Source organism: Streptococcus timonensis, from assembly GCF_047463455.1.
GTDB lineage: Bacteria > Bacillota > Bacilli > Lactobacillales > Streptococcaceae > Streptococcus > Streptococcus timonensis_B.
This window is the reverse complement of record NZ_JASHDV010000003.1, coordinates 51403-77448: the sequence shown is the minus strand read 5'-3', so window position 1 is coordinate 77448 and position 26046 is coordinate 51403. Positions and strand designations below refer to the sequence as shown.

Here is a 26046-nt window from a genome sequence, read left to right as displayed (position 1 = left end):
CCCTTTCCTTAAAATAAGCCGAATAGGTGCATAATAGGGAAAATAGCTAACATAGAGTCAAAGCGGTCCAATACACCACCATGTCCAGGGATGAATTTCCCTGAGTCCTTGACCCCAAAGTGGCGTTTCATGGCACTCTCAATCAAGTCACCCAACTGACCTGCCAAGCTAAAGAAGATAGCAAAAACAGTCATTTTGTAAATCCCGTAAGGTAGGGCAACGGTACTATCTACCATCATAAAGATGGCTGTTGCTATCATAGCAGTGACGACTCCACCCAAAGCTCCCTCAATTGTTTTATTTGGAGAGACTCTTGGAGCTAGCTTTCTCTTACCGAAATTCATTCCTACAAGGTAGGCACCACTATCGGTTGCCCAAACCATACAAAGTCCCAAAAGGGCTTTATCTAGACCTGCTACACGAGCATCGACCAAGGCATTAAATCCAAAGCCGACGTAAAAACTCATGGCAATTGGAAAGACCGCATCTTCAATCGTGTAATTCTTACTAAATACTGTGCAACCTAACATGATAAAAATCAAGACGCTATAGGCAACAACATTCCCATCTACTGGTAAGAAGGTCAAATAGTTTTCCAAGGGAATCGTAAGAGCAAATGTTGCTAATAAGGTCAACAAACCTTCGGGTGTCATGGTATTTAAACCTTTCATACGAAGTAATTCATGAACCCCTAACATAGCAATCAATCCCATGGCAATCTGTAACCATAGGCCGCCCAAGATTAAGAGCGGTATAAAGATAGCCAATGCCAAAGCGGCAAAGATGGTTCTCTTTAATAAATCCTTTTTCATAATTTCTCCTAAACTCCTCCAAATCGACGGTTACGACGATTGAACTCTGCAACAGCCTCCTTCAAAGCTTGCTCATCGAAATCCGGCCACAAGACATCTGTGAAATAAAGCTCGCTATAAGCAGCCTGCCAAGGTAAGAAGTTACTCAAACGAAGTTCCCCACTAGTTCGAATAATCAAATCTGGATCACGAAACTCTTTCGGTAAATGTCCTGTAAAAAGATAGTCTCCAATCAATTCTTCGTTAATGTCTGCAGAACTTATCTTACCTTCTGAAACTTCCTCTGCAATCAACTTGAGAGCCTGTGTAATTTCAGCTCTTCCTCCATAGTTGAGAGCAAAATTAAGAATCAAGCCTGTATTTGACTGGGTCAATTCCTCCGCTTTTTTCAGAGCTTCAAAAGTCTCTTTAGGCAAACGATTGGTTTCACCTATCATCTGAATCTTCATGTTTCTCTCATGCAATTCAGGCACGTACTTGTCATAAAACTCAACTGGCAAGTTCATGATAAATTTAACTTCTTGATCTGGACGAGCCCAGTTTTCGGTCGAAAAGGCATAAACAGTCAAGGCCTTAACTCCCATATCACTAGCTGTAATTGCAGCTTTTTTCAAAGCATCCATCCCAGCCTTATGTCCAAAAACTCGAGGTTGCATTCGTTTTTTGGCCCAACGACCATTTCCATCCATGATAACACCGATATGAGACGGTACCATTGTTGGTACTGGAGTTTCTATTGGTTTATCTTTTTTAAAAAATCCAAACATGCTTGTATTCCTATTCAAAAATCTATCGTTTCATTATACCATATTTTTCGCTTTTCTTCTATCTTCATAGCTTATTCTAGAAGGGAATTTACTATAGTTTACAAATAAGCGCATCATTTCTAACCTTGCATTTTCAAAAGAAAGTTGATACAATAAAAACACAAAGATTAATCCTTGTTCAATCACAGGGGTTTTTTATTGAAAGGATTTTACCATGTCAAAGAAACTACAACGTAAAAAACAATTAAGAAACAGCCTTCGTCGTTCAGGTGCATTTTCAAATGCTGTGAATAAGGTTGTCGAAGAAACAAAGAAAGTCGTTAAACATGCAGAGCACGCAGCAAGCGAGGCTGGAAAAGCTGTCTCTAAGCAAGTAGAAAAAGCTGTAGAAGCGACTAAAGAGCAAGCCCAAAAGGTTACAACTTCTGTTGAAGATTTCGCAGCTAACTTAGGTGGACTTCCACTTGACCGTGCAAAAACTTTCTACGATGAAGGAATCAAGTCTGCTGCTGACTTCAAAAACTGGACAGAAAAAGAACTCCTTGCTTTGAAAGGAATCGGTCCAGCTACAATCAAGAAATTAAAAGAAAACGGCATCAAGTTCAAGTAATCTTTCTTGTTCCTTGCATTTCCGTAAAAAACTTGTTAAAATATAGCCATTAGAGGTGTTTTGAGTCCCACATTTTACAGAAAGTGGCGGAGCTGAGAAGTCCACAAATGTGTCAAAACTGGTTGCTAGTGAGTTGAAATTAAAAATTGAAATATAAATCTTTTTGTTTCCTTTTAGGACTAGGCAGCGAGTTGCAGGCTGTACTCAAGTACGCCAAGACGAGCTAACGACGTCATAAAAGTGAAACAAGAAAATTAAAGTTGCGGGCTCTGCCCGAAATTGGGTGGTACCGCGGATTAAACACATTCGTCCCTGTCAGATTAATGACAGGGGCGATTTTTTGTAGAAAGCGAGGGAGGAATGACAAAAGCAGAGTTGCCAGAACGAATCGAAACCGAGCGTCTAGTCTTACGAGTCCGTACAGTGGCTGATGCCGAGGTTATCTTTGACTATGCCAGTCGTCCAGAAGTCTCTTACCCAGCAGGTTTTCCACCTGTCAATACCTTGGAAGATGAAATCTATTACTTAGAACACATCCTTCCTGAGCGCAATCAAAAAGACAATCTCCCAGCAGGCTATGGAATTGTGGTCAAAGGGACTGATAAAATCATCGGCTCTGTTGATTTCAACTATCGCCACGAAGACGATGTGCTGGAGATTGGCTATACCTTGCACCCCGACTATTGGGGCCGAGGCTTTGTGCCCGAAGCGGCACGTACCTTGATTGACCTAGCTTTTAAAGAATTGGGGCTTCACAAGGTAGAATTGTCTTGCTTTGGCTACAATGTCCAAAGTCAACGAGTCGCAGAGAAGCTTGGCTTCACTCTAGAAGCTCGCGTAAGAGACCGCAAAGATGCCCAAGGCAATCGCTGTGATGATTTGAGATACGGCTTGCTGAAGAGTGAGTGGGAAGATCAAGGCCAACATTAAAAAATAGAAATAACTAGAAAGGACACACACATGTCTAAAGAACTTTCACCTAAATACAATCCAGCCGAGGTTGAGGCTGGTCGTTACCAAAAATGGCTTGACGAAGATGTTTTCAAGCCTTCTGGCGATAAAAAGGCTAAGCCTTATTCAATCGTTATTCCACCACCAAACGTAACTGGGAAACTTCACCTTGGTCACGCTTGGGATACGACTTTACAGGATATCATCATCCGTCAAAAACGTATGCAAGGTTTTGACACCCTTTGGCTTCCTGGTATGGACCACGCGGGGATTGCGACTCAGGCTAAGGTTGAGGAGCGCTTGCGTGGTGAGGGCATTAGCCGTTATGACCTTGGTCGTGAAAAATTCCTTGACAAAGTCTGGGAATGGAAAGACGAATATGCCACTACTATCAAAGAACAATGGGGTAAGATGGGACTCTCTGTAGACTACTCTCGTGAGCGTTTCACCCTTGATGAAGGTTTGTCAAAAGCGGTTCGCAAGGTCTTTGTGGACCTTTACAAGAAAGGTTGGATCTACCGTGGTGAATTTATCATCAACTGGGACCCAGCAGCTCGCACAGCCCTTTCTGATATCGAGGTGATCCACAAGGACGTGGAAGGTGCCTTCTACCACATGAACTACATGCTGGAAGACGGCTCACGCGCCCTTGAAGTTGCGACAACTCGTCCTGAGACTATGTTTGGGGACGTTGCCGTTGCGGTCAATCCAGAAGACCCGCGCTACAAGGATTTGATCGGTAAAAACGTCGTCCTTCCTATCGCTAATAAATTGATTCCAATCGTTGGAGACGAACACGCAGATCCTGAGTTTGGTACGGGTGTCGTGAAAATCACACCTGCCCACGATCCAAATGACTTCTTGGTTGGTCAACGCCACAACTTGCCACAAGTCAACGTCATGAACGACGACGGAACCATGAATGACTTGGCCTTCGAATTTGCAGGCATGGACCGTTTTGAAGCTCGTAAGGCAGTCGTTGCCAAGTTGGAAGAAATCGGTGCCCTTGTTAAAATCGAAAAACGTGTCCACAGCGTTGGTCACTCAGAGCGTACAGGGGTTGTGGTTGAACCACGTTTGTCTACTCAGTGGTTCGTCAAGATGGACCAATTGGCTAAGAACGCTATTGCTAACCAAGACACAGACGATAAGGTAGAATTCTACCCACCTCGTTTCAACGATACCTTCCTCCAATGGATGGAAAATGTCCATGACTGGGTAATCTCTCGTCAGCTCTGGTGGGGTCACCAAATCCCTGCTTGGTACAATGCTGAGGGTGAAATGTACGTTGGTGAGGAAGCTCCAGAAGGTGACGGATGGACTCAAGACGAAGACGTCTTGGATACGTGGTTCAGTTCTGCCCTTTGGCCATTCTCAACCATGGGTTGGCCTGATGTCGACTCAGAAGACTTCAAACGTTACTTCCCAACTTCAACCTTGGTAACAGGTTACGACATCATCTTCTTCTGGGTGTCTCGTATGATCTTCCAATCTTTGGAATTCACTGGCCGTCAACCATTCCAAAACGTCCTTATCCACGGTCTCATTCGTGACGAGCAAGGACGCAAGATGTCTAAATCTCTCGGTAACGGGATTGACCCAATGGATGTGATCGAGAAATACGGTGCCGATGCCCTTCGTTGGTTCCTTTCAAACGGTTCTGCACCAGGCCAAGACGTGCGCTTCTCTTACGAGAAAATGGATGCTTCATGGAACTTCATTAACAAAATCTGGAACATCTCTCGCTACATCCTCATGAACAATGAAGGCTTGACCCTTGAGCAAGCAACTGCCAATGTCGAAAAAGTTGTCAACAAGGAAGCTGGAAATGTCACTGACCGTTGGATTCTCCACAACCTCAATGAAACCATCGGCAAAGTCACTGAAAATTTTGACAAGTTTGAATTTGGTGTAGCTGGACACATCCTCTACAACTTCATCTGGGACGAGTTTGCAGACTGGTACATTGAGTTGACCAAGGAAGTCCTTTATAGCGATAACGAAGAAGAGAAAGTCATCACACGTTCTGTTCTCCTCTATACTTTGGACAAAATCCTTCGTCTCCTTCACCCAATTATGCCATTTGTGACAGAGGAAATCTTTGGACAAATCTCAGAAGGATCTATCGTTACAGCAGAATACCCAACTGTCAACCCAGTCTTTGAAGACCTCGCTGCTCACACAGGTGTCGAAAGCCTCAAAGACTTGATCCGTGCTGTTCGTAATGCGCGTGCTGAAGTAAACGTAGCACCAAGCAAGCCAATCACCATCCTTGTGAAGACTAGCGATAGTGATTTGGAAGCTTTCTTTAACAGCAATGTCAACTACATCAAACGCTTCACAAATCCAGAACACTTGGAAATCGCATCAACCATCCCTGCACCTGAACTCGCTATGTCAAGCGTCATCACAGGAGCAGAAATCTACTTGCCACTCGCTGACCTCCTCAATGTCGAAGAAGAACTCGCTCGTCTCGACAAGGAACTTGCTAAATGGCAAAAAGAACTGGACATGGTTGGTAAGAAGCTCTCTAACGAACGCTTCGTAGCCAATGCCAAACCAGAAGTCGTCCAAAAAGAACGCGACAAACAAGCCGACTACCAAGCTAAATACGACGCGACGGTCGCACGTATTGATGAGATGAAGAAGTTGGTGAAATAAACACAGAAACACGGCGGAATGCCGTGTTTTTTGATATAATAAATAAAACGTTAGAAAGCGATCTATAAATAATAAATATGGAAAAATTCCAAGTTTTTACCCCTGAAAAATATGTTCATTTTATGCTTGATAAGGTAGAATATGATGGGAAAAATATACTTAAAAAATATTTTTTAGAGAATTCTGTAGGTGAAGGAAATATTTTGTGTGTAGCAATTAAAAGATACATTGAAGTAGCACTTAAGCACAGATATTCCACTTCATCCATAAAATCTGATTTAGAAAAATACTTTGTTGCTTTTGAAATTGCCCCTCAATTAAAGGAAAATTGTTTAAGAAATTTAGATAATATTGCTTTGGAATACGGAATTCAAGAGGTAAACTGGCAAATTCTTTCTGATGATTATTTAAGATACAATCTTAAAATGAGATTTGATTTTATTGTTGGTAATCCTCCATATATCACCTATCAAGAACTTAATACTATGGATAGAAGTTTCTTGAAAAATAATTTTACTTCTTGTAAAAAAGGCAAATTTGATTATTGTTATGCTTTCATCGAAAAGAGTTTACTAGATTTGAAAAAAACGACAGGAAAAATGTGTTATCTAATCCCTAATAGCATATTTAAAAATGTTTTTGCTGAAAATCTAAGAGAAATCTTAAAAAAAAATATTCTACAATTAATTGATTACAGACATACGCATATTTTTGGGAGAATTCTAACATCATCAGCAATTATGGTCATTGATAATTCTAGAATATATAATTACTTAGAATATATTGATAGTGATTTTAATAAGTCCTTTCTTATAAGAAAAGAAGATTTAGGGTCTAAATGGTATTTTACTGAAAATATCGATTTTAAAGCTAATCAGTTAACCTTTGGAGAGTTATTTAAAGTCTCAAATAGCGTAGCTACATTAGCGAATAAGGTATTTCTAATTCCTGAGCAAGAAGATTTGGACTTGGAGGATGAAATTTTAAAACCTGCGGCTAGTCCAAGAAAGTTATCGAAAAATATTGTAGATAAAATTATTTTCCCATATAAGTTTGTAAATAATGAACTTAGAAGATATCCTAGAGAAGAGTTTGAAAGAATCTTTCCTAAAACAACTAGATATCTTCGAGAATGGAAAGAGGTTTTAGATAACAGAAAATCTGATGGGGAATGGTTTGAGTATGGTCGATCACAAGGTTTGAAATTCATGAATCAGGAAAAATTAATGATTTCATCGGTAATTACTGAGAAAGTAAATGTATACGAGTTAGATTCTCAAATGATACCATATTCGGGATTTTATATTATTCCATTAGCAGAAAAAGGTCTTGATTATGCAAAAAAAATACTTGAATCAGAAGATTTCTATAATTATATAGAAACTAGAGCAATTAATGCGAGTGGAAAATCAATTCGTATATCCGTGAATGATGTAAAAAATTATCCAATAAGAGTATGAGGGATGAACAATGGCTGAAAAAGTGAAAGAAGTAAGTTTTAAATCAACAACAAGAACGGTAAACCTTTTAGGGAGAGATAATGTACTAGATTACAGAAGTGCGATATTAGAATTAGTAAAAAATAGTTACGATGCATTTTCGAATCAAGTAAATATTCGAATAATAGGAAAAGATATAACTATTAACAAAAGAAAAGACAAAAAAGCTACTTCTATAGAAATAATTGACTACGGTCAAGGGATGAGTTTGGATAAAATCATTAATGTCTTTTTTACATTGGGAACGGATGATAAAACTTATACTACTTCAATAAAACACCTAGATTCTGAGCGTGTGATGAATGGTTCTATGGGAATAGGTAGATTATCACTTGGTAGACTTGGGAATATAAGCTCCGTTATTACTTCAGATGGTAGCGAAGCATATAGATTTAGTATCAATTGGAATAACTTCATAACGGGAGAAGCTTTAGATACTGTAAAAGTAAATATTGAACAATTATCATTGAATGAGTTCATTTCAGAGTATACAAATAGAGGTTTAGAAAACCCAAAATGCTCAGGAACAATTTTAATAGCCAGTGAGTTGAAAGATGAATGGTTACTATCAGATAAAGGACAATCGGGAACAAATTATTCTCTATTGAAGCTAACTTTAAATAAATTAAAAAACCCTCTTAAATTAGAAAAATCAGGTGAATTTAAAATTATATTAGACTACTTTGACGAAAAAGAAGAAATAGAGCCTTCTTTGTCTGATGTTTCAACAGATGCAGAAATTTCGTTTGCTTTTTCACACGACAGTGATATGTTAATCTTAGAGGGGTATTTTGATGAAATTGATATTAGTCAATTACCGCCGGATTTTGTAAATGCGAAATTCGATAAACTAAAAGATTATATTCAAGAAAAGAGTGGTAAAAAAAGAAGTAGATACCATTTTGAGAGAGAGTTTAAAATTTCAGAGTATATCCCTGATAAAATGCCTAATAATCCGATAGGTGATTTTGATGGAGTTCTCTATTTTACAAAGAAAACTGGTTCTAATAAGTATCCTTTTTTAAAAAGACCAGCAATAGGAACGAATACTGTTGATATTGAACCCGGAATTTTATTATATAGAGATGGTTTTAGGATTAGACCTTATGGTGAGGTTGATACTATTGGGTTTGACTGGGTTGGAATTGAAAAAGAAAGAACTAAAAATCCAGCTGGTGTTGGCCGTAGTAGCTACATAATGCAAGCAAATCAGTTGAGTGGTTATGTAAACATAACTAAGGAAAAAAATGGAGGGTTTGAAGATCAAGCTAATCGTGAAGGTTTAAAAAATAGTGCAGAGTTTGAATATCTTGAGAGTGTTATTCTCAGAATTATAAAAGATTTTTCTTCTGTGCGTTCAGAAATTATTATTTTATATAATGATTTTTTGAAAGAGAAAGCTGATGTTCCGCTTTTTAGTGAAAGAGGAAAGAAGACAAAGAAAAAGTTAGACAATCTTGTTAATAAACACCAGGGAAATTTACAAGGGCTTTATAAAGATCCGGAGTATGAGGCACTAGTCTCTAATCCACAATCGTTATTTGAGATGTATTCATTACAGGATACTACTGAGGAAGAGAATAGTTCACTTGTTAGTGAGGGTGATACGTTACGAACTATGGCAACTCAAGGAATAGTTATGTCAACTTTTGCACATCAAATTAAGAATGATAAGATGTTCTTTAAAACGATTCCTCAAAATTTAAAAGATATAGGAGACCATTATTCAATACTTTTTAAGTCGGATTTTCATGAGATTAAGAAAAGGTATAATTTATATGATTTTTCGGAAGCGGTTGAACGCAAAACAACCAATATATTAGGATTTATAGAAAGTAGTGTCAATAATCCAACAAGGGATAAGAAAGAAAAAATTAATCTATCTTCTTATCTTTTTAAAGTTTATTCTTGGTGGGATAATTCAATAAGAGATAATTTTTATTCGTATGACTATTTAATCAATGGGGAATCCTCTTTAGAATCTTTACCTGAGGCAATAAAAAATATTTATGTTTATGCAAGTGAAACGCAGTTAGATAGTATTTTCCTAAATTTAATAACTAATTCTTATAAAAGTTTTAAATCACCGGATAAAATCAACCATAGAATTATCAATATTTCTTTAGAAATTATGGAAGATACACTAATTAAGATTACCTATGAAGATAATGGTAATGGTTTGAATAAGAAAATTGAAAACCCAAATTTGATTTTCGAACCATATAAATCTTATAATAAAGGTGGGACTGGAATGGGAATGTCAATTTTAGCCTCAGTTATATCTAATTTAAAAGGAGATAAAGAGTTATTATCTAAACCTGGGGAAAAAGGCTTTAAAATTAAAATGACTTTAAAAGGTGGAGTGGAATAAAATGTCTGATAAAAAAACAATTTATTATATTGACGATGATGAAGATGCTATGTATACATTAGGGGAATTAGAGCAAAAATTTTCTAAAAAGGGCTATAGTGTTGAATTTTTGGGAATAATAAATGAAAAATCAAAGGAAGATTTCTTGGAAAATCTGTATTCAAAAGAAAAATATGGAGTTATTTTGGACTATGATTTAGCAAATAGTAATATTTATGGTGATGCTATTGAATTGTGGGAAACCATTAAAAAGCAAAATCCATTTTTTCCTGTTTGTATATATACTTCACATAGTGATGATGTCCAAATTGATCCATCAATAGAGAAGAAGTTTTCTAAAGATGGAAATGGAGAGGTATTCACCAAGGAAGATGAAATCGATAATATGTTAGAGTACATTGATAGACAAGTTAAATTAGGAATAGAAAATATAAATACGCTTAAGAGAGTCAACCAAGGCTTGAAAAAATCAAATGCATTTTCAACAGAAGTTGCAATTAATGAAGTGAAAATTGATCATCAATTTTCTATTACTCAACCTCGTCTTATAAGGGATGATGTTGCGAATGATTTAGACAATTTAATAGAAATAGCATATAAAATTATTGATGAGTCAGGAGATATATAGTGAATTATATAAGAAAATTATATAAGAAAGATTATAGGGGATATGAATCTCTACCATTTAGACGAGAAAATGTTACTGAAAAATATTCTGTAAAAAGTCAACGGCCACTGATAAAAAGATACTTAGTTGAAGATTTTAGCGCAATGTGTATCTATTGTGGGTGGAATTGTAAACGATATGATGCGGCTAATTTTCATATAGAACACATTAAAAGTCAAATAGGCAACAATGCTTTAATAGATGATTATAGTAATTTGGCACTAAGTTGTCCAATATGTAATACAACAAAAAATGATAGAGATCTTCCTTCTGATTTAGATCCTTTAGGTGAAGAATATAAAAAATTATTTTATAGAACTAATAGAGGAGCGATTGTACCAAATAATGATCTACCAGAAGAGCAAAGAAGTTTGGCGGAGGAGTATATAAAAACCATAGGATTATCTAAAGAATTATATAAGTTAGACTATGTCTATTCTTCACTTAATATTATTAAACGTAAATCTAATAAGTCCAAACAAAAAAATGTATCATTAATTTGTAGTATTATAGAAATATTAGATTTCATAGATGATAACTATTTCCGAAATAGTCAACTGAAATTATGATATCAAAATGAATTGAGATGATTGACTCATAGCAAATTTTAATTTTTAGAAAGCAGGTTACTACATGACAAATTCTGTAAGTTCGAACCGACCTGAGAAGTACAACATTGCAGCTTTCTTCTCAGGTGTCGGGGGGATTGAGTTGGGATTTGAACAGACCAACGAGTTCAGAGTGGTGTATGCCAATGAGTTTGATAAGTATGCGCGTCAGACTTATCAGTTAAACCATCCAGATACCTATTTGGATGGTCGTGATATTCACGATGTTCAGCCAGAGGACATTCCAGCTGAGCGCGTGGATGTGATTATGGGAGGTTTCCCTTGCCAGGCCTTTAGTATTGCAGGTTATCGCAAGGGCTTTGATGATGATCGTGGGGATCTTTTCTTTGAATTGCTTCGCATGATTGAAGGACGTAAACCTCGTGCCATTTTCATCGAAAACGTCAAAAATATGGTCGGTCATGACCACGGCAATACATTTAAGGTTATTCGTGAAGCCTTGACGGAGAACAACTACTTTATCAAGTGGAAGGTTCTTAACGGGAAAGACTATGGGAATATCCCACAAAACCGTGAGCGGATTTATATTGTTGGTTTTGATACCAAGGAAGCTTATGATTTGTTTGAATTCCCAGAGGAAATCAAGCTGACAACGACTCTTCAAGATGTGATTAACTTTGGCGATAAGCTAGATGAGGTCTACTACTACCGTGAAGGAAAGCAGAATTTCTACGACCAGTTAAAGTTTGAAGTCACCAGTCAAGATACGGTTTACCAATGGCGCCGTCAGTATGTTCGTGAAAACAAAAACGGCGTTGTTCCTACCCTCACAGCAAATATGGGAACAGGTGGACACAATGTTCCATTGATTTTGACAGACAGTGGTGAGATTCGTAAGTTGACTCCCAAAGAGACCTTTAATGTCCAAGGCTATCCTAAATCCTTCAAAATCCCTGAAGGGGTTTCTAACGGTCAGTTATACAAACAAGCTGGAAATAGTGTAGTTGTTCCCGTAATTAAACGCATCGCAGAGAATGTTGCTAAAGCTTTGAATGAAAGTCAAGGACAGTCTCAACTTGACCGTTCAGGAAAATTTGCCATTATCTACACCAAGATGAATGGCCAGTTTGAAGGCGAGTCGTATGTGAAAGACTTTGCGGATAGCTATGACCAAGCTCTTGAAAAAATCAAGGCTTATGATGATGGTTTAGCTCTTCTATCAGATGAAGAGTATTTGAGACTTGTCAAAAAACAAGGTAAACTCGAATTTTACAGTATTAATTAACGAATATATAAGAGGATTAGTGAAAAACTAATCTTCTTTTGATATACTGAAAATAGAAAAGAGGGTGCATATGTGGGAACATCTAAAGTCTGAACAAAAAGAAAAATACAAAACCTTAATTACCAACTTCGCTAGTTTGAGTCAAGCTTTCTCTCAAAAGGCAGAATCCGAAGACGAGAGACAAACAGAACAGTATGTTGCTCCGATCGTTAACTCCAAATTCCAGGAGACTGTTTTTCAAAAAGCCTTTAATGCCGTAGGGGAAGATATCGCCAATACTTCCTATGATGCTTCCGTCATTGTGGATGAAAATCATAAATACTTAGTGGGTATCAAGTCTTTTGGGATTAATTCTGGAGACCAAAAAATTGCCCAGTTCAAGAAAGATTCTCAATCTTGGACAGACTTGTTGGGTGACATCAAGTTTCATGCAGATATTGCTGCAGATAAAGAAGCAGCAGACAAGGAAAACTATCAGCGCTATGAAGAGTTGGCGCGAAAGATTGCGACTCTGCGGAATCAGAGAATTGAGTCCTCTAAGGCGCAAATCAAGGGATTCAACTCTGACTCGGTCAATGTTGAAGCTGTTTACCACGTTCTGATGCCAACACCAAAGGGAGAAAATCCGAAGATTTTTGTAGGTGAAACATCTTATTTACCAGTCGATATTGATAACCTAGTCATTGAAGGATCAACTACCAAAAACAATCCTACTAATTTTCGATTTACGGATGGACAACACCACTACAAGTATACAGCAGCTGACAGCCAGCTTCACATGACTTTTAATAATAAAGACATTGTGGTAGATGCTTGGGACGTCCATTATATTGAAGATCCTTTTACTCTCTTTGAAAATCTTCATTTACTAACAGCTGAAAAGGAACAATCCGATATCTTAGAAACAGTATCTTGGGTAATCACAGACAAGCATGGAAATGTGAAAGAAAACTCTGGTTTCAATGCCTTTAACAGTGGGCCGAAATTATCCCAAAAATATCGTCTGCCACGAATTTTAAAGATTCAGGAAAAATTCAAAGACAGTCTGGCTCCAGAAGAACTAGCTTTTGTAACTTTTTCTTTAGAAGAAATCCTTTTGAAGAAATGGACCAGTAAGGAAGAAAAAGCCCAGATGAAAGCTATTCGTGAGGACTTGATTCACTTTGTCCACAAGACTGGCAATGAAAGACTTATTAAAGAAATTGAGCAGTTAGTGTATCGTCCAGTTAGTGAAGTTTACATTCCCCTGCCTGACTCCAAGAACTTCCATGACGAAAGACCTGATTTCTTTGGTCCAGGATTTGGGACTTTTGAACCTGGTACTAAAAAACTAGCTCTATCAAAAGAAGAAAGAACCTTTAAGCTACGCTTCTTACCTTCTGGAGATGTCATCAATGCCTATATCAACCAAGAAGCTGGCAAGGCAATTCAATCCACTGATAAGCAAGAAATTCTTGGAAATTGGATCTTGCGTGGTGTTTTCCAGTTGAAGGAACGAGAAATCTTGACAGGTCAACGACTCAATGAACTGGAAATCAACGGTATTCGATTGACCAAGTTTAAAAATGGTGAAATCGGCATCGAATTCATCTGGATCGATACCGAAAATCCACCAAGCGATGCCATCGGCTGGGTAGCAAAATAGACCTGAACAACACAAAAAATCTCTTAGATTGATTTCTAAGAGATTTTTTCTTTCTCATCCTCACAACCAGCCTTCTTCTTCGGCAGTTTTGGCTGCTTCGGTTCGGTTGCTGGCGCCTAGTTTGGAGAGGATGTTGGTCATATAATTACGGACGGTGCCGTTTGAGAGGTAGAGCTTGTCCGCAATTTCTTGGTTGGACAGCCCCTGTGCTACTCCATGTAGAACAGCGACTTCCTGCTCGGTCAAGGGATTGGGGTGAGTCATCATGACTTCCATCAGCTCTGGAGAATATTCCTTGCGCCCCTCTAACACCGTATGCAGGGTTTGCATGAGCTCAGCGATGCTTCGCTCTTTCAAGACATAGGCATCTACTCCTGCTTTGACTGCTCGTTCAAAATAACCTGGACGTTTAAAGGTTGTAACGATAACCACCTTGGTTTCAGGCACTTCTTGTTTGATCCACTCGAGTGCTTCTAATCCCGTCTTGACTGGCATTTCGACGTCAAGGATGGCAATATCTACTGCTTCTTTCTCCAAAACCTCGATAGCCTCGGCTCCATTTTTCGCCTGCAAGACAGTCTCCACATCTGGTTGAAAGCTTAAGAGCTGGCACATGGCATCTCTCAGCATACTTTGATCTTCTGCGACTAATACTTTCATCTACTTTCTCTCCTTATAAGGCAGATGCACGCGCACTTCTGTGGGACCTTTCAAACTGACCAGCTCTACTTGCCCTGAGAAGGCTGCAGCACGGTCACGGACTGTATGGAGTTCATTTCCTTTTACAGTTGCAAATCCTTTCCCGTCATCTCTAACTGTCAGGAGCAATTCCTGATCTGTACGTTCCAGTTTTAGATAGGCTTTTTCAGCGCTGGCATGCTTGATGATATTGGTCGCCAGTTCTAACAAAACCATAGCAGCCGTCGACTCCACATCCTGAGTCAAACTAGCCTTGTCCAAGTGATTGTCAATTTGAACCTCAATCCCAGCAATTTCCAGCATCTTCTTAACAGTCTCAAGTTCTGAAGCTAGGGTCCGTGATTTCAGATTTTCCACGATAGTTCGCACTTCATTCATGGAATCCTTACTTATCTGGTGAATTTCTTTTAATTCCTTTTCCACCTGTGGATAAGCCTCCATCTGAAATAACTGCAAGGCTAAATCTGTCTTGACACTGAGCATAGCAAAGGTATGTCCCAGACTATCATGCAAATCCTGACCGATACGACTACGTTCATTTTCAGCAAGCAATAGATTTATCTGGGCATTTTGCTTAGCCTGAGCTTCTTTCAAATCCTCCACAATACGAATCCGAACCAAACCAAAAGTCATTAAATCGACAAAAGCAAGAATTACAAGTAGATAGAATAGATACTCAACTTCGATTCTCTGAAAAATCAAAAGTTGGCCCAAAACAAGGACTTGAGCAAGAAGAAAAGTCCAGACATGTAAAGACTTTAAACCACCTACGTTGAAATGATAACTTAAGAGATTGGATAGGAAAAAGAAAAACCAGATATAATTAACAGTAACAAAGGCAGTATTCCCAACTACATAAGTCAGCATGATCCCCCAGAAAAGCCAAGATAGGCGCTGGCTCTTGGTGGTTAAAACGCCTAAGTAAGCCACTACAAATAGAATATCAATCAATAAATGCCAGCTAGGAATTTCCCCAGTCATTACAGGAACGATGGGAAAAACCATAAAAATCAAACTGGCCCAGTACATATAGTCTATGCTTTTCAGTCTTTCAAGCATTAAGCATTCTCCTTATGACCTTGAAGGTAAATGGTCAAACCAAACAAAACTGCTGAAAAAACAAGTAGATAAACTGTGGCTGATAAATTGATGCCACCCTCGTTTAAGAAGGTCTTGAGCAACTCCATCAACTGATAGCTTGGTAGGCACTTCCCGATTGCTTGCATCCAGTCTGGAAATAAAGAGACAGGCATCCAGAGTCCGCCTAACACAGCCAAGCCAAAGTAAAGAAGATTGCCTACGACAGACATCAACTGACTAGAAGGTAAGAGAGTCAAGGTCAAGCCAAGAGCTACAAAAGCTACACTTCCTACTATCAGCAAGAGCGCAGCCCCAATCCAGCTTCCTAAAGGCATATCCACACCTCTGACCAAGTGCCCAACTGAGAAAACAACCAGGATTGAAACCAAATAATCAACTATCATACTTGTTAGCTTTGATAGATAATATTCTACCATATTTACTGGAGTATGGCGTAATGTTTTCTGCCAGTTGTTGATTTTATCGGTATGTAAAACAACTGGGAATGAAAAGATAGCTGTCGACATCATGGAAAAGGCCGTCATGGAGATGAGGTAGTCGCGCATAAAATTAGCCGGCCCACCTGGTGTATCCTGGTACATGCCTGAAAAGAATAAATAGAAGGCCGTCGGCATTCCTACGGATAATAGATAATAGACTAATTGTCGTTTGGTCAATAGAAATTCTATCTTGTTTAGTGCGATCCATCGTTTCATCTTAGTCATCTCCCTTTTGTGTTTCTTCAAAAATTGTATCCAGCAAGCTACGGTTATTAACTTCAATTTCTTGTATCCTACAGCCTGCCTGTACTAACAGTTCCCAGAAAGCATCCGCTTCACGTGTAACTACTTGCAAAGCATCTTGTTTTTGTGACCAGTTTTCAACCAAGTTAGACCGCTCAACGACTTTCTTGTAAGCCATAGGTAGGATGAAGTGCTTTTCAATCTCTTCACTGCGCATGGCTAGAGGGGTTGTATCACGGATCAACTCTCCCTTATTTAAAACCAAAATCCGGTCCGCTGTATGCTCTACCTCTTCGATATAATGGGACGAATAGAGAATGGTAACTCCCTGCGCTTTTAGATCCTGAACAATTTCCCAAAAACGTTGACGGGTTGAAGTATCCATGGCCGCAGTTGGCTCATCTAAAAAGACAAGCTTTGGTCGGCCAATCAAGGTCAAGACAAATGAAAAGAGACGCTTTTGCCCACCTGACAATTTTTCTGCTAATTGTTCTTTTTGCTGCTTGTCAAACTGCAATAGTTGATCGATTTCCTGGTTGTTCAAGGGATTTGGATAAATGCTTTGAAAGAAAGCAATCAACTCTTTAACCTTTAATTTCTGGACGATGACATTTTCTTGAGGGAGGTAGCCTCTAATATAGTCTAACTGAGAGCTCGTCACTGGCAAGCCTTGGATGGATACTTGACCGCTGGTGACCAATTTATCTCCAAGCAAACAGTCCAAGAGTGTTGTCTTACCGGCGCCATTTGGACCAATCAAGGCGACGCATTCGCCTTCAGCCACCTCAAAGGAAATATCCTTCAAAATAGCCTTGCTCTTAATGCTTTTATTTAAGCTTTCTACCTTAATCATGTTCATGATATTCTCCTTTCAACCACTCCTTCCCCATCGGAAAGGCGATAAAAATCATAAATCCTAGACCCCAGGCACCACGGATGAATTGGTGAAGGAAGGCTTGGTCAAACCAACCTGTAAACATTTCGACCAACCATACCACTAGTGACAATCCAATAAAGAGATAGAGAATCGCTTTTTTCATTTTTCAAACTCCTTTTTCACATCTGAGACCAATTTCAAGCCTTCTCGGATCAACCAAGACATGATTCCAAAACTTGCAAATAACTCCCAAGGGAAATGATAGAAACCTTCGTCCAATCCTGAGAACATGAGATAAGTCATGACTCCTGCTGCTACTAAACTCATTGCGACAATTACTTTATCTTTCATTTTTTCTTCCTCCATTTGATACATCTAGTATAATTCTTTGAAGGTAGAATCACTAGAAGCTTCTGTCATGAAGAGATATGACAAATGTCATAAAAAAAGAAAGTTGATTTCTCAACTTTCTTTTTTTCTATTATTTAATCTTTATTCCACACTGAAAAGATATGGGTAAACTGGTTGTTGACCGTGGTGGATTTCTACTTCGATATCTTCGAATTCTTCTGCGATTTCTTGGGCAATTTGGTTAGCCAATTCTTCGCTTCCATCTTCACCGATATAGAAGGTTACGATTTCACTATCTTCATCCAACATATGTTTCAAGGTTTCAGTCAGGGTTTGGTGCATGTCAGGGTTTGATACGAGGATCTTACCATCTACCATACCAAGATTATCATTTTCGTGAATTTCCAAGCCGTCAATCGTTGTGTCACGAACGGCTGTTGTTACGCTACCGCTGACAACATCGCCAAGGGCTGCAGTCATACGTTCTTTGTTTTCTTCGATAGACTTGCTTGGATCGAAGGCAAGAAGACTAGTCAATCCTTGAGGAAGTGTACGAGCTTCTACTACTACTGCTGGTTGTTCCAATACCTCTGCGGCAGTTTGAGCTGCCATAAAGATATTTTTGTTGTTTGGCAAGAAGATGATATTGCGAGCATTGACTTGCTCAACAGCCTTGATAAAGTCTTCTGTCGAAGGATTCATGGTTTGTCCACCTTCGATGACATAGTCCACGCCTTGAGCACGGAAGATGTCTGCCAATCCTTGTCCAGCTACTACTGCGATAAGAGCATATTCTTTTTCTTCAGCTGGCTTGCTGACTTGAGCTTCTTTTTCTACTTGTGCTTCGTGTTGGTTACGCATGTTATCGACTTTAACCTTGACCAAGCTACCATATTTGAGACCTTCTTGCATAACAAGTCCTGGATCTTCTGTATGGACGTGAACTTTAACGATTTCGTCGTCATTAACAACAAGTAGAGAATCCCCGAGGTCATTCAAGTAGTTACGAAATTCTTCGTAGTCAAAGTCTTTAACATAAGTTGGACCTTGCTTAAGGGCAACCATAATCTCAGTACAGTAACCAAATGTGATATCTTCTGTTGCCACATGTCCAGCAACAGACTTATGGTGTTCTGCATTGATCATTTCACCCATATTAGCTGGAGTCGCTACAAAGTCCTCAGAAGCACTATATTCACCAGTAAGAGCTGAAAGGAAACCTTCGTAGATGAAGACCAAACCTTGACCACCTGAGTCCACAACGCCAACTTCCTTCAAGACTGGAAGCATTTCTGGAGTTTTAGCAAGGGCCGCTTTAGCTCCTTCCAAGGCTGCACGCATCACTTCAACTGCGTCATCTGTTTGCTCTGCTTTTTTCTTAGCACCGATGGCAGCACCACGTGATACAGTTAAGATAGTTCCTTCAACCGGCTTCATAACAGCCTTGTAGGCGACCTCAACACCTGATTGGAAGGCAAGAGCTAGGTCTTTCCCTGTTAACTCTTCTTTTGTCTTGATAGCTTGTGAAAATCCGCGGAAAAGTTGAGAAGTGATAACTCCAGAGTTCCCACGCGCACCCATCAAAAGACCTTTAGCCAAGATGCTTGCAGCCTCTCCAACTGTTGAAGCTGGTTTGTCTGCGACTTCCTTAGCACCATTTTCGATAGTCATTCCCATGTTTGTTCCTGTATCTCCGTCTGGAACTGGGAAGACGTTTAATGAATTGACATATTCGGCTTGCTTATTTAATCGAGTAGAAGCAGCCTGGACCATTTCTTGAAATAAGCTTGTAGTAATATTTGACACGATTATTCTCCTGCAACTTTGATATTTTGAATGAAGACATTCACAGTCTGAGCAGTGATTCCAAGTTGATTTTCCAAACTAAAACGTACACGCTCTTGGATGTTTTTTGATACTTCGCTGATTTTTGTTCCGTAGCTCAAGACAGTGTATACATCAACTGCAATGCTACCATCTTCAGCCGCTTTAACAACTACACCTTTAGAATAGTTTTCCTTACCAAGAAGGGCTTGGAAATTATCTTTGAGGGCATTTTTACTAGCCATACCGACCACACCAAAAATCTCAGTTGCTGCACCACCTACAACAGTAGCGATCACATCATCTGTCAGTTCGATTTGACCATCTTTTGTATTAATTTTTACAGTCATTTTTTTTACCTCAACTAGTTGATACTCTATTTTATCATATTTCAGCCCAACTGTAAAAGCAGAATGATGTATCATCGGATATTTGCTTGATTTTTCAAATGGTTTTAGGCTTAGAGCAAAAGAAAAAGACCTCAAAGGTCTTTGTTTCTTTATTAAACGCGTTCTACTTTTCCTGATTTCAAAGCACGAGCTGAAGCCCAAACTTTTTTAGGTTTACCATCGATAAGAACAGTAACTTTTTGAAGGTTTGGTTTTACGGCACGTTTAGTTTGGTTCATCGCGTGTGAACGGTTGTTTCCTGATACAGTCTTACGACCTGTAAAGTAACATACTTTAGCCATTGTGTTTTCCTCCTATTAGATCTAATATAGCGGATGTGCTAGCACCACATACCGTACTATGTTATCACACTTTCTCCATTTTGGCAAGGGAATTGGAAGATTTTTTTATTTAGCATAGACAACTTCTAGTTTTCCAAAAGCCACCTCTCCACGGACAATCAGGGTCTTACTTGTAGGAGCTACTGAAGCATCTGCCTTGGCTGCACCACAAAAAGTTTCTACCTTCAGATCTACTCTCCAGTGTTGGGGCACATAAATAACTGCATTCCCAAAACCTACTTCTATCTTTAAGGTTGCGCTATCACCTAAAATCTCGGCATTATCGTAATAAATCTTGGCATTCCCGAAACCGACTTCAAACTCATCTTCTACTAATTCTTGATCTTGTTTGTAGAAAGTCCCACTACCAAAGGCTACTTCCTTGTCTGTCAGAATGGTCTTTTCACCATCATACCACCATTTTTTCCCATTCCAAGTTCTGTTAGAATGAGTGAGTGCGCTGACACCCATTACGATTAAAATACTTGCCCAGAACAAAGACTGATTGGGAATCGGTAAAATGTCATAAAAATGATTTGCAATCATTAGGGCTACTAGGGCTGTAAAGGAGGCTGAAGTGAAATGACGGCGAAGGATTGCCTCAACTGACTGATAGGCAAAAAATCCAATACCAACCAAGGGCCAAATCTGCCCTCCAAATGAAGGGATTCCAAAATTCCCCTGTAACAATACTAAAGCTGCCAATACTAGCAACACAATACCAAATGCTTTCTTTTTCATCTTCTTACCTCATGTTTCTTAGATTTTCTTTTAGGAGGGATTGATAGTGCCGTGACACGTGAACCTCCTTGTGGGTCTGATAAAAGGAAATAGTGCCTGTCCCTGAGAAGGACTTGTCCACCGAGTAGACCTGCCGAAGATTGGCAATGGTCGACTTGGATACCCGACTGAAATAGCGAGGCAGGATAGCCTCTAACTCATAAAGTTTGAGTCGAACCTCGTAGGCTTCTTTCTGGGTATGGGCGTAGATCTTGTTGCCTTCCGTCTCAAAAAAGAGAATTTCTGACAAGTCTAAGTAATACTCCCCCGTCCCCTTATAAAAAATCAACCTAGGAGCCTTGGTTTCTTGCAAGAGTCGTTGCAAATCAGCTATTTCATCTGTCAGGGCTGCAGCCTTGATGACAATCTCTGTCTCAGTTAATTCACTATCAATCTCGATTCGTAACTTCATCCTATCTCCTTTCTGCATCTACTATACCAAAGCCCAGAAGACTTTACAAGGGCAAAAAAGCAAGTGGTCACTTTTGACCCGTAAGTGGTTACGAGGCCAAGCTCACTTGCTTTGCTTTTCACAAAATAAAGAAGAGAATTCCCCAGAGGAGTCCACAGGCATAGCCTGCTAGAACATCCTTGGGATAATGAACGCCTCCTAAGACCCTCACCAGACCGAGAAGAGCTGATAATGCCAATAAAATCAAGCCCACAGGCAGATTTGCATGTAAGCAAGCCATGGAAATGATGGTTGCTGAAAAAACATGGCGACTGGGCATTGAATTGCCAGAACTGTCCTTGTCCAGTAGCGGGATAATTTCCCAAGACTCGTAAGGACGTGGTTGATTGATCCACTTGCGAATAAGCGTCAATAGGACAAAGCCAGAAGCTGGCACTAAGATATAGGTGGCAAATTCTTTCCCCAATCCCTTGCTCATAAAGCTTGTCCCCAACAAGGTCAAGTATGCCAAGGGCATCAGAACTGTCATCATGCGATTAAAAACTCGCATCAATTGCAATAGTTGTGGATGTCGAAGAAGACTTGATTTCCTCTTGTCGTACCACTCTTGATAGTTTTTCATATATTTTCTCGTTATTTTTAGATTTTACACAAGAAGCCTACTAGCATCTCCTACTCTAGTATAGTGTAGAAAAAGAAGGCCGTCAAGCCTTCTTTGGTTTTATTCTTCTACTTCATCTTCTGTAAATTGACTGTTGTAGAGGCCAGCATAGAAACCACCTTGAGCCATCAGTTCATCATGATTGCCTTGCTCAATGATATTTCCATCTTTCATGACCAGAATCAAGTCAGCATTGCGGATGGTTGACAAGCGGTGGGCGATGACAAAGGATGTGCGTCCCTCCATCAAACGGTCCATAGCCTTTTGAATCAACTCCTCCGTACGAGTATCGACTGAGGATGTTGCTTCGTCCAGAATCAAGAGAGGTGCATCCTTGAGAAGGGCACGAGCGATGGTCAAGAGCTGTTTCTGCCCGACTGACAGGGTCACTGTATCATCCAAGACGGTATCGTATCCATCTGGTAAAGTTGTGATAAAGTGGTGGATTCCGACTGCTTTGGCAGCTTCAATCACGCGCTCATCACTAATACCAGTTTGATTGTAGATAAGATTGTCACGAATGGTTCCTTCAAAGAGCCAAGTATCCTGCAAGACCATTGAAAAGGCATCATGCACTTCCGAGCGTTTCATCTTCTTTGTATCCACACCATCGATGCGAATACTTCCCTTATCAATCTCATAGAACTTCATCAAGAGGTTGACAATAGTAGTCTTACCAGCTCCAGTCGGCCCAACAATGGCAATCTTTTGCCCTGCATGAGCTGTCGCAGAAAAGTCATGAATGATGGTTCGCTCAGGTGTGTAGCCAAAGGCAACTCTGTCAAAGACTACTTCACCCTTCATACCAGACAATTGTTTTTCCTTATGAGATTCGTCTTCCATCTCAGCTTCACTTAGAAATTCAAAGACACGGGTCATAGCTGCACTGGCTTGTTGTAAGCTGGTAATCCCTTGGGCAATCTGTGATAAGGGTTGAGAGAAGGTACGAACATAAACCATAAAGGCTACGATAATCCCAATACTGATATGGCCTTCAAGAGCCAAGGCAGCACCGACGATAACAACCAATACATAACTAAAGTTTCCGACAAAGAACATAGCAGGCATCATGATGCCAGAAATAAACTGAGATTTCCAGATACTATCATGTAGATTTTGATTCAATCCTGCGAATGTTTCTTTAGTTGGTTCCACAGCATTATAGCTGGTCACAACATTGTGGCCAGAGTACATTTCTTCTACATAACCGTTTACGGCTGCTAAATTATTTTGTTGGGCTTTAAAGTAACCCTGTGACTTAGCCATAATCACTGAAACCGCAGCAAAACCTACAAGGGTTGAAACAACTGTTACCAATGCCAAAATCCAGTTCATGCCAAACATGGTAATCAAAACAGCGATTAGCAAGAAGCTAGCTGAGATAACGGTCCCTAGACTTTGGTTGAGGGACTGTGCTGCTGTATCAACGTCATTGGTTACACGAGAGAGAGTATCTCCTTGAGAATGACGGTCAAAATAAGCAAGTGGCAGACGATTAATCTTTTCAGCGATAGCCGTCCGCAAGCGTTTTGAAAAATGTTGGATACTCGTTGAAAAAATATAGGCTTGTGTATAGTTGAGAATGGCACCAAGCACATACAAAATAGCTAAAAAGCTGGCGATACTTGACACAGCTACCAAATCGATTTCTGTAGCCAAGCCATCTGAAATCAAGTTGGTGATTTCCTTAATCTTAGTTGGTCCATAAACCGTGATGATGCTTGAACATACAGCCGCCACAACCGCAACTAGTAGAGGAAGTTGGAGACCTGCTAGAAAAGGTTTATATTGTTTCCAAAAGGACATCTTCTTATTTTCCATGTTCCAATTCCTCCTTCGATAGTTGTGAATAGGCAATTTCTTGGTAAACTTCGTTGGTCGCAAGAAGTTCCTTGTGGGTGCCTTGTCCCACGACTTTACCTTGATCCAATACTAAGATCAAGTCAGCATCCATAATTGTTGAAATACGTTGGGCAACGATTAACTTAGTCATAGATTGCGTTTTTTCAGCTAATTCTTGGCGCAAGATACGATCTGTCTTGTAGTCCAAGGCCGAGAATGAATCGTCAAAAATGAGAATTTCTGGCTTACGAGCCAAGGCACGCGCAATGGCCAAACGTTGTCTTTGACCTCCTGAGAAGTTAGTCCCACCTTGAGCCACTTCTGAATTTAGACCTGCTTCCTTATCCTCGATGAAGCTTTTAGACTGGGCCAACTCCAGAGCTTGCCACATAGCAGTCTCGCTTAGCGGAGTTTCTGGACTCTTACCAAAGTCGAGATTGCCCTTGACATCTCCAGAGAAAAGGACTGCTTTTTGTGGGATACAGCCGACTTTATTCCGCAAATCTTCCAAATCATAATCCTGCACATTGACACCGTCTACTAGGATTTCCCCATCAGATACATCATAAAAACGAGGCAAGAGGTTCACAAGCGTAGATTTACCAGAACCAGTTGAACCGATAAAGGCGACCGTTTGACCAGCTTCTGCCTTGAAGCTAACATGTTCCACAACTGCTTCTGAATTTTTAGAATATCGGAAGGTTACATCACGGAATTCTACTTGACCTTGAATAGAGGAATCTGCCGTCTGTGGTTGACTAGGATTTTCAATAGAAGAATGCAAGTCTAGCACTTGATTGATACGTCCTGCAGAAACCAAGGTACGAGGAAGGACGATAAAGAGTGCACCCATGAGTAAGAAGCCCATCACGACCTGCATGGCATAAGACATGAAGACCACCATATCACTAAAGAGTGGTAGACGGTCTGTCAGGCTAGCATCATTGATGATATAGGCACCAATCCAGTAAATAGCTAGACTCAAGCCACTCGAAATCGCCATCATAATAGGATTCATAATAGCCATCAATCGATTGACAAAGAGATTGAGACGAGTGACTTCCTCATTGGCTTCTTCAAATTTCTCGTCCTGATAATCCTCAGCATTGTAAGCACGAACCACTCGAATCCCTGTCAAGCTTTCACGAGTGATACTATTGAGTTTATCTGTCAATTTCTGGATGACAGATTGTTTTGGAAAGGCCAGAGTCATGAGAACTGTTGTCATCAGAACATTGACGATAACAGCAACCACTACTGCCCAGAGCCAGTACTCAGATTTGCCAAGGATTTTTCCAATGGCCCAGATAGCCATAATAGGACCACGAGTGACCACTTGGAGCCCCATCGTAAAGAGCATTTGAATCTGCGTAATATCATTGGTCGTCCGAGTCAACAGACTTGGGATTGAAAAACGTTTAATCTCTGTCTGCGAGAAATCTAGAACACGATGAAAAATATCGCTTCGTAAATGAGTTGTGTAAGACGCTGCAACACGAGCGGCAAAAAATCCAACTGTGACAGATGATAGAAAGGCTAAGAGTGACAAGCCCATCATCTTAATGGCTGGTGACCAAAGTGCATCCAACTGAGTCCCTGGTGTCCCAAGTAATGCTGTAATTTCTGAAATGTAAGTCGGTACTTCTAACTCTAGATAGACCGAGAAACATGTAAAGAGTACAGTCAAGAGAATCATTCCCCACTCTTTTCCTGTGATACGCTTAGCGAGTTTCTTCATCTTCCCCTCCTATTTTTTCTACATTGGCTTGTAGTTGAGCCATGACTTCCTCAAAAATAGCTAGTTTTTCTTCAGATACTCCATCGAGTAAACTGCGGTCAATTCGATCAAAGAAAGACTTGACCTGCTTCATTTGAGAGCGAGATTTTTCAGTCAAATGAACAAATTTTGCTCGTTTATCACTTGGACTTGCCTCCAACTCTACCAAACCATTTTGCACCATACGCTTCACTAAATTACTAGCAACTGACTTGGTGACATTGAGTTCTTGTTCAATATCCTTAATGAGTGTCAATTCTTGATCCTGCTCACGACGATCTAAAAAACGAAGAACCTGACCTTGTGGCCCACCCATTACTTCAATACCACAACGTTTGGCTTCCTGTTTCACCATGAGGTGAATCTGATGACCAAAACGTTTAAAGACCAACATCGGTTTATCCATGATTTCCCCCTTCTAAACAAAATAGTT

At 39.7% G+C, this 26046-nt stretch carries 26 protein-coding genes; 9 read left to right on the top strand and 17 right to left on the bottom strand.

Features of this window, described 5'->3' with window-relative positions; translation table 11 throughout:
- Positions 1–8 precede the first annotated feature (8 nt).
- Entirely contained in the window at positions 9–812 is an 804-nt protein-coding gene (locus tag QM847_RS05730) for a phosphatidate cytidylyltransferase (protein ID WP_414354463.1), read from the bottom strand.
- Positions 813–820: 8 nt separating this feature from the next.
- A complete protein-coding gene (locus QM847_RS05725; protein WP_414354461.1) occupies positions 821–1579 on the bottom strand; it encodes an isoprenyl transferase in 759 nt (252 codons plus the stop codon).
- Positions 1580–1793: 214 nt separating this feature from the next.
- On the opposite strand from QM847_RS05725, the gene QM847_RS05720 reads away from it, so the two are divergent.
- From QM847_RS05720 to QM847_RS05680, 9 genes are all read left to right on the top strand, one after another.
- The gene (locus tag QM847_RS05720; protein WP_269797574.1) at positions 1794–2189 is read left to right on the top strand and encodes a helix-hairpin-helix domain-containing protein; all 396 of its coding nucleotides are present in this window, start codon (positions 1794–1796) and stop codon (positions 2187–2189) included.
- Positions 2190–2549: 360 nt separating this feature from the next.
- On the top strand, positions 2550–3119 hold the full coding sequence (locus QM847_RS05715; protein ID WP_414354458.1) for a GNAT family N-acetyltransferase: 570 nt from the start codon (positions 2550–2552) through the stop codon (positions 3117–3119).
- A gap of 30 nt (positions 3120–3149) precedes the next feature.
- Positions 3150–5801 carry a valine--tRNA ligase gene (locus tag QM847_RS05710; RefSeq protein WP_414354456.1) on the top strand — a complete coding sequence of 884 codons (2652 nt, stop codon included), beginning with the start codon at positions 3150–3152 and terminating at the stop codon, positions 5799–5801.
- Positions 5802–5878: 77 nt separating this feature from the next.
- Positions 5879–7261 carry an Eco57I restriction-modification methylase domain-containing protein gene (locus QM847_RS05705; RefSeq protein ID WP_414354454.1) on the top strand — a complete coding sequence of 461 codons (1383 nt, stop codon included), beginning with the start codon at positions 5879–5881 and terminating at the stop codon, positions 7259–7261.
- Positions 7262–7271: 10 nt separating this feature from the next.
- Positions 7272–9671, top strand: a complete 2400-nt coding sequence (locus QM847_RS05700) for an ATP-binding protein (protein ID WP_414354452.1) — start codon at positions 7272–7274, stop codon at positions 9669–9671.
- Position 9672: 1 nt separating this feature from the next.
- Positions 9673–10299: a response regulator receiver domain gene (locus QM847_RS05695; protein ID WP_414354450.1), complete on the top strand. Its 627-nt coding sequence runs from the start codon at positions 9673–9675 to the stop codon at positions 10297–10299.
- Positions 10299–10907, top strand: a complete 609-nt coding sequence (locus QM847_RS05690; protein ID WP_414354448.1) for an HNH endonuclease — start codon at positions 10299–10301, stop codon at positions 10905–10907. The genes QM847_RS05695 and QM847_RS05690 overlap by 1 nt, the downstream gene beginning before the upstream one ends.
- 64 nt (positions 10908–10971) lie before the next feature.
- Complete coding sequence (locus QM847_RS05685; protein ID WP_414354446.1) at positions 10972–12192, top strand: DNA cytosine methyltransferase; 1221 nt, start codon at positions 10972–10974, stop codon at positions 12190–12192.
- Between the two features lie 70 nt (positions 12193–12262).
- The gene (locus QM847_RS05680) at positions 12263–13837 is read left to right on the top strand and encodes a hypothetical protein (RefSeq protein ID WP_414354444.1); all 1575 of its coding nucleotides are present in this window, start codon (positions 12263–12265) and stop codon (positions 13835–13837) included.
- A 60-nt stretch (positions 13838–13897) separates the two neighbouring features.
- Here QM847_RS05680 and QM847_RS05675 read toward each other — a convergent pair whose 3' ends face one another.
- The 15 genes from QM847_RS05675 to QM847_RS05605 form a co-directional block, all read right to left on the bottom strand.
- Positions 13898–14497 carry a response regulator transcription factor gene (locus QM847_RS05675; protein WP_000866708.1) on the bottom strand — a complete coding sequence of 200 codons (600 nt, stop codon included), beginning with the start codon at positions 14495–14497 and terminating at the stop codon, positions 13898–13900.
- The gene (locus QM847_RS05670) at positions 14498–15595 is read right to left on the bottom strand and encodes a sensor histidine kinase (protein WP_414354442.1); all 1098 of its coding nucleotides are present in this window, start codon (positions 15593–15595) and stop codon (positions 14498–14500) included.
- Positions 15595–16332 carry an ABC transporter permease gene (locus tag QM847_RS05665; protein WP_414354440.1) on the bottom strand — a complete coding sequence of 246 codons (738 nt, stop codon included), beginning with the start codon at positions 16330–16332 and terminating at the stop codon, positions 15595–15597. The genes QM847_RS05670 and QM847_RS05665 overlap by 1 nt, the downstream gene beginning before the upstream one ends.
- A 1-nt stretch (position 16333) precedes the next feature.
- Positions 16334–17218 (bottom strand): ABC transporter ATP-binding protein, encoded by an 885-nt coding sequence (locus QM847_RS05660; protein WP_414354438.1) that lies wholly within the window; start codon positions 17216–17218, stop codon positions 16334–16336.
- Complete coding sequence (locus tag QM847_RS05655; protein WP_006146175.1) at positions 17205–17399, bottom strand: hypothetical protein; 195 nt, start codon at positions 17397–17399, stop codon at positions 17205–17207. The genes QM847_RS05660 and QM847_RS05655 overlap by 14 nt, the downstream gene beginning before the upstream one ends.
- Positions 17396–17602: a hypothetical protein gene (locus QM847_RS05650; RefSeq protein WP_414313802.1), complete on the bottom strand. Its 207-nt coding sequence runs from the start codon at positions 17600–17602 to the stop codon at positions 17396–17398. The genes QM847_RS05655 and QM847_RS05650 overlap by 4 nt, the downstream gene beginning before the upstream one ends.
- Positions 17603–17728: 126 nt before the next feature.
- Complete coding sequence (locus tag QM847_RS05645) at positions 17729–19393, bottom strand: DAK2 domain-containing protein (RefSeq protein WP_414354435.1); 1665 nt, start codon at positions 19391–19393, stop codon at positions 17729–17731.
- A gap of 2 nt (positions 19394–19395) precedes the next feature.
- Complete coding sequence (locus QM847_RS05640; protein WP_075565532.1) at positions 19396–19761, bottom strand: Asp23/Gls24 family envelope stress response protein; 366 nt, start codon at positions 19759–19761, stop codon at positions 19396–19398.
- Between the two features lie 152 nt (positions 19762–19913).
- On the bottom strand, positions 19914–20102 hold the full coding sequence (gene rpmB / locus QM847_RS05635) for a 50S ribosomal protein L28 (RefSeq protein ID WP_001140948.1): 189 nt from the start codon (positions 20100–20102) through the stop codon (positions 19914–19916).
- A 105-nt stretch (positions 20103–20207) separates the two neighbouring features.
- The gene (locus QM847_RS05630) at positions 20208–20882 is read right to left on the bottom strand and encodes a LiaF transmembrane domain-containing protein (RefSeq protein WP_414354433.1); all 675 of its coding nucleotides are present in this window, start codon (positions 20880–20882) and stop codon (positions 20208–20210) included.
- A gap of 4 nt (positions 20883–20886) precedes the next feature.
- A complete protein-coding gene (locus QM847_RS05625) occupies positions 20887–21333 on the bottom strand; it encodes a LytTR family DNA-binding domain-containing protein (protein ID WP_006151361.1) in 447 nt (148 codons plus the stop codon).
- A 118-nt stretch (positions 21334–21451) separates the two neighbouring features.
- A complete protein-coding gene (locus QM847_RS05620) occupies positions 21452–21955 on the bottom strand; it encodes a phosphatase PAP2 family protein (protein WP_269797561.1) in 504 nt (167 codons plus the stop codon).
- A gap of 99 nt (positions 21956–22054) precedes the next feature.
- Entirely contained in the window at positions 22055–23815 is a 1761-nt protein-coding gene (locus tag QM847_RS05615; protein WP_414354431.1) for an ABC transporter ATP-binding protein, read from the bottom strand.
- The gene (locus QM847_RS05610; RefSeq protein WP_414354429.1) at positions 23805–25574 is read right to left on the bottom strand and encodes an ABC transporter ATP-binding protein; all 1770 of its coding nucleotides are present in this window, start codon (positions 25572–25574) and stop codon (positions 23805–23807) included. The genes QM847_RS05615 and QM847_RS05610 overlap by 11 nt, the downstream gene beginning before the upstream one ends.
- Entirely contained in the window at positions 25558–26019 is a 462-nt protein-coding gene (locus tag QM847_RS05605) for a MarR family winged helix-turn-helix transcriptional regulator (RefSeq protein ID WP_269797558.1), read from the bottom strand. Before QM847_RS05605 ends, QM847_RS05610 begins: the two co-directional genes overlap by 17 nt.
- Positions 26020–26046: the final 27 nt, after the last annotated feature.

Bases quoted from the DNA above. Each gene is read 5' to 3' on its own strand.
- QM847_RS05710 (WP_414354456.1), top strand. From the start codon at position 3,150: ATGTCTAAAGAACTTTCACCTAAATACAATCCAGCCGAGGTTGAGGCT.
- QM847_RS05715 (WP_414354458.1), top strand. From the start codon at position 2,550: ATGACAAAAGCAGAGTTGCCAGAACGAATCGAAACCGAGCGTCTAGTC.
- QM847_RS05605 (WP_269797558.1), bottom strand. From the start codon at position 26,019: ATGGATAAACCGATGTTGGTCTTTAAACGTTTTGGTCATCAGATTCAC.
- QM847_RS05675 (WP_000866708.1), bottom strand. From the start codon at position 14,497: ATGAAAGTATTAGTCGCAGAAGATCAAAGTATGCTGAGAGATGCCATG.
- rpmB (WP_001140948.1), bottom strand. From the start codon at position 20,102: ATGGCTAAAGTATGTTACTTTACAGGTCGTAAGACTGTATCAGGAAAC.
- QM847_RS05670 (WP_414354442.1), bottom strand. From the start codon at position 15,595: ATGCTTGAAAGACTGAAAAGCATAGACTATATGTACTGGGCCAGTTTG.
- QM847_RS05655 (WP_006146175.1), bottom strand. From the start codon at position 17,399: ATGAAAAAAGCGATTCTCTATCTCTTTATTGGATTGTCACTAGTGGTA.
- QM847_RS05680 (WP_414354444.1), top strand. From the start codon at position 12,263: ATGTGGGAACATCTAAAGTCTGAACAAAAAGAAAAATACAAAACCTTA.
- QM847_RS05630 (WP_414354433.1), bottom strand. From the start codon at position 20,882: ATGAAAAAGAAAGCATTTGGTATTGTGTTGCTAGTATTGGCAGCTTTA.
- QM847_RS05625 (WP_006151361.1), bottom strand. From the start codon at position 21,333: ATGAAGTTACGAATCGAGATTGATAGTGAATTAACTGAGACAGAGATT.
- QM847_RS05720 (WP_269797574.1), top strand. From the start codon at position 1,794: ATGTCAAAGAAACTACAACGTAAAAAACAATTAAGAAACAGCCTTCGT.
- QM847_RS05620 (WP_269797561.1), bottom strand. From the start codon at position 21,955: ATGAAAAACTATCAAGAGTGGTACGACAAGAGGAAATCAAGTCTTCTT.
- QM847_RS05725 (WP_414354461.1), bottom strand. From the start codon at position 1,579: ATGTTTGGATTTTTTAAAAAAGATAAACCAATAGAAACTCCAGTACCA.
- QM847_RS05730 (WP_414354463.1), bottom strand. From the start codon at position 812: ATGAAAAAGGATTTATTAAAGAGAACCATCTTTGCCGCTTTGGCATTG.
- QM847_RS05610 (WP_414354429.1), bottom strand. From the start codon at position 25,574: ATGAAGAAACTCGCTAAGCGTATCACAGGAAAAGAGTGGGGAATGATT.
- QM847_RS05700 (WP_414354452.1), top strand. From the start codon at position 7,272: ATGGCTGAAAAAGTGAAAGAAGTAAGTTTTAAATCAACAACAAGAACG.
- QM847_RS05640 (WP_075565532.1), bottom strand. From the start codon at position 19,761: ATGACTGTAAAAATTAATACAAAAGATGGTCAAATCGAACTGACAGAT.
- QM847_RS05660 (WP_414354438.1), bottom strand. From the start codon at position 17,218: ATGAACATGATTAAGGTAGAAAGCTTAAATAAAAGCATTAAGAGCAAG.
- QM847_RS05615 (WP_414354431.1), bottom strand. From the start codon at position 23,815: ATGGAAAATAAGAAGATGTCCTTTTGGAAACAATATAAACCTTTTCTA.
- QM847_RS05705 (WP_414354454.1), top strand. From the start codon at position 5,879: ATGGAAAAATTCCAAGTTTTTACCCCTGAAAAATATGTTCATTTTATG.
- QM847_RS05665 (WP_414354440.1), bottom strand. From the start codon at position 16,332: ATGAAACGATGGATCGCACTAAACAAGATAGAATTTCTATTGACCAAA.
- QM847_RS05695 (WP_414354450.1), top strand. From the start codon at position 9,673: ATGTCTGATAAAAAAACAATTTATTATATTGACGATGATGAAGATGCT.
- QM847_RS05685 (WP_414354446.1), top strand. From the start codon at position 10,972: ATGACAAATTCTGTAAGTTCGAACCGACCTGAGAAGTACAACATTGCA.
- QM847_RS05650 (WP_414313802.1), bottom strand. From the start codon at position 17,602: ATGGAGGAAGAAAAAATGAAAGATAAAGTAATTGTCGCAATGAGTTTA.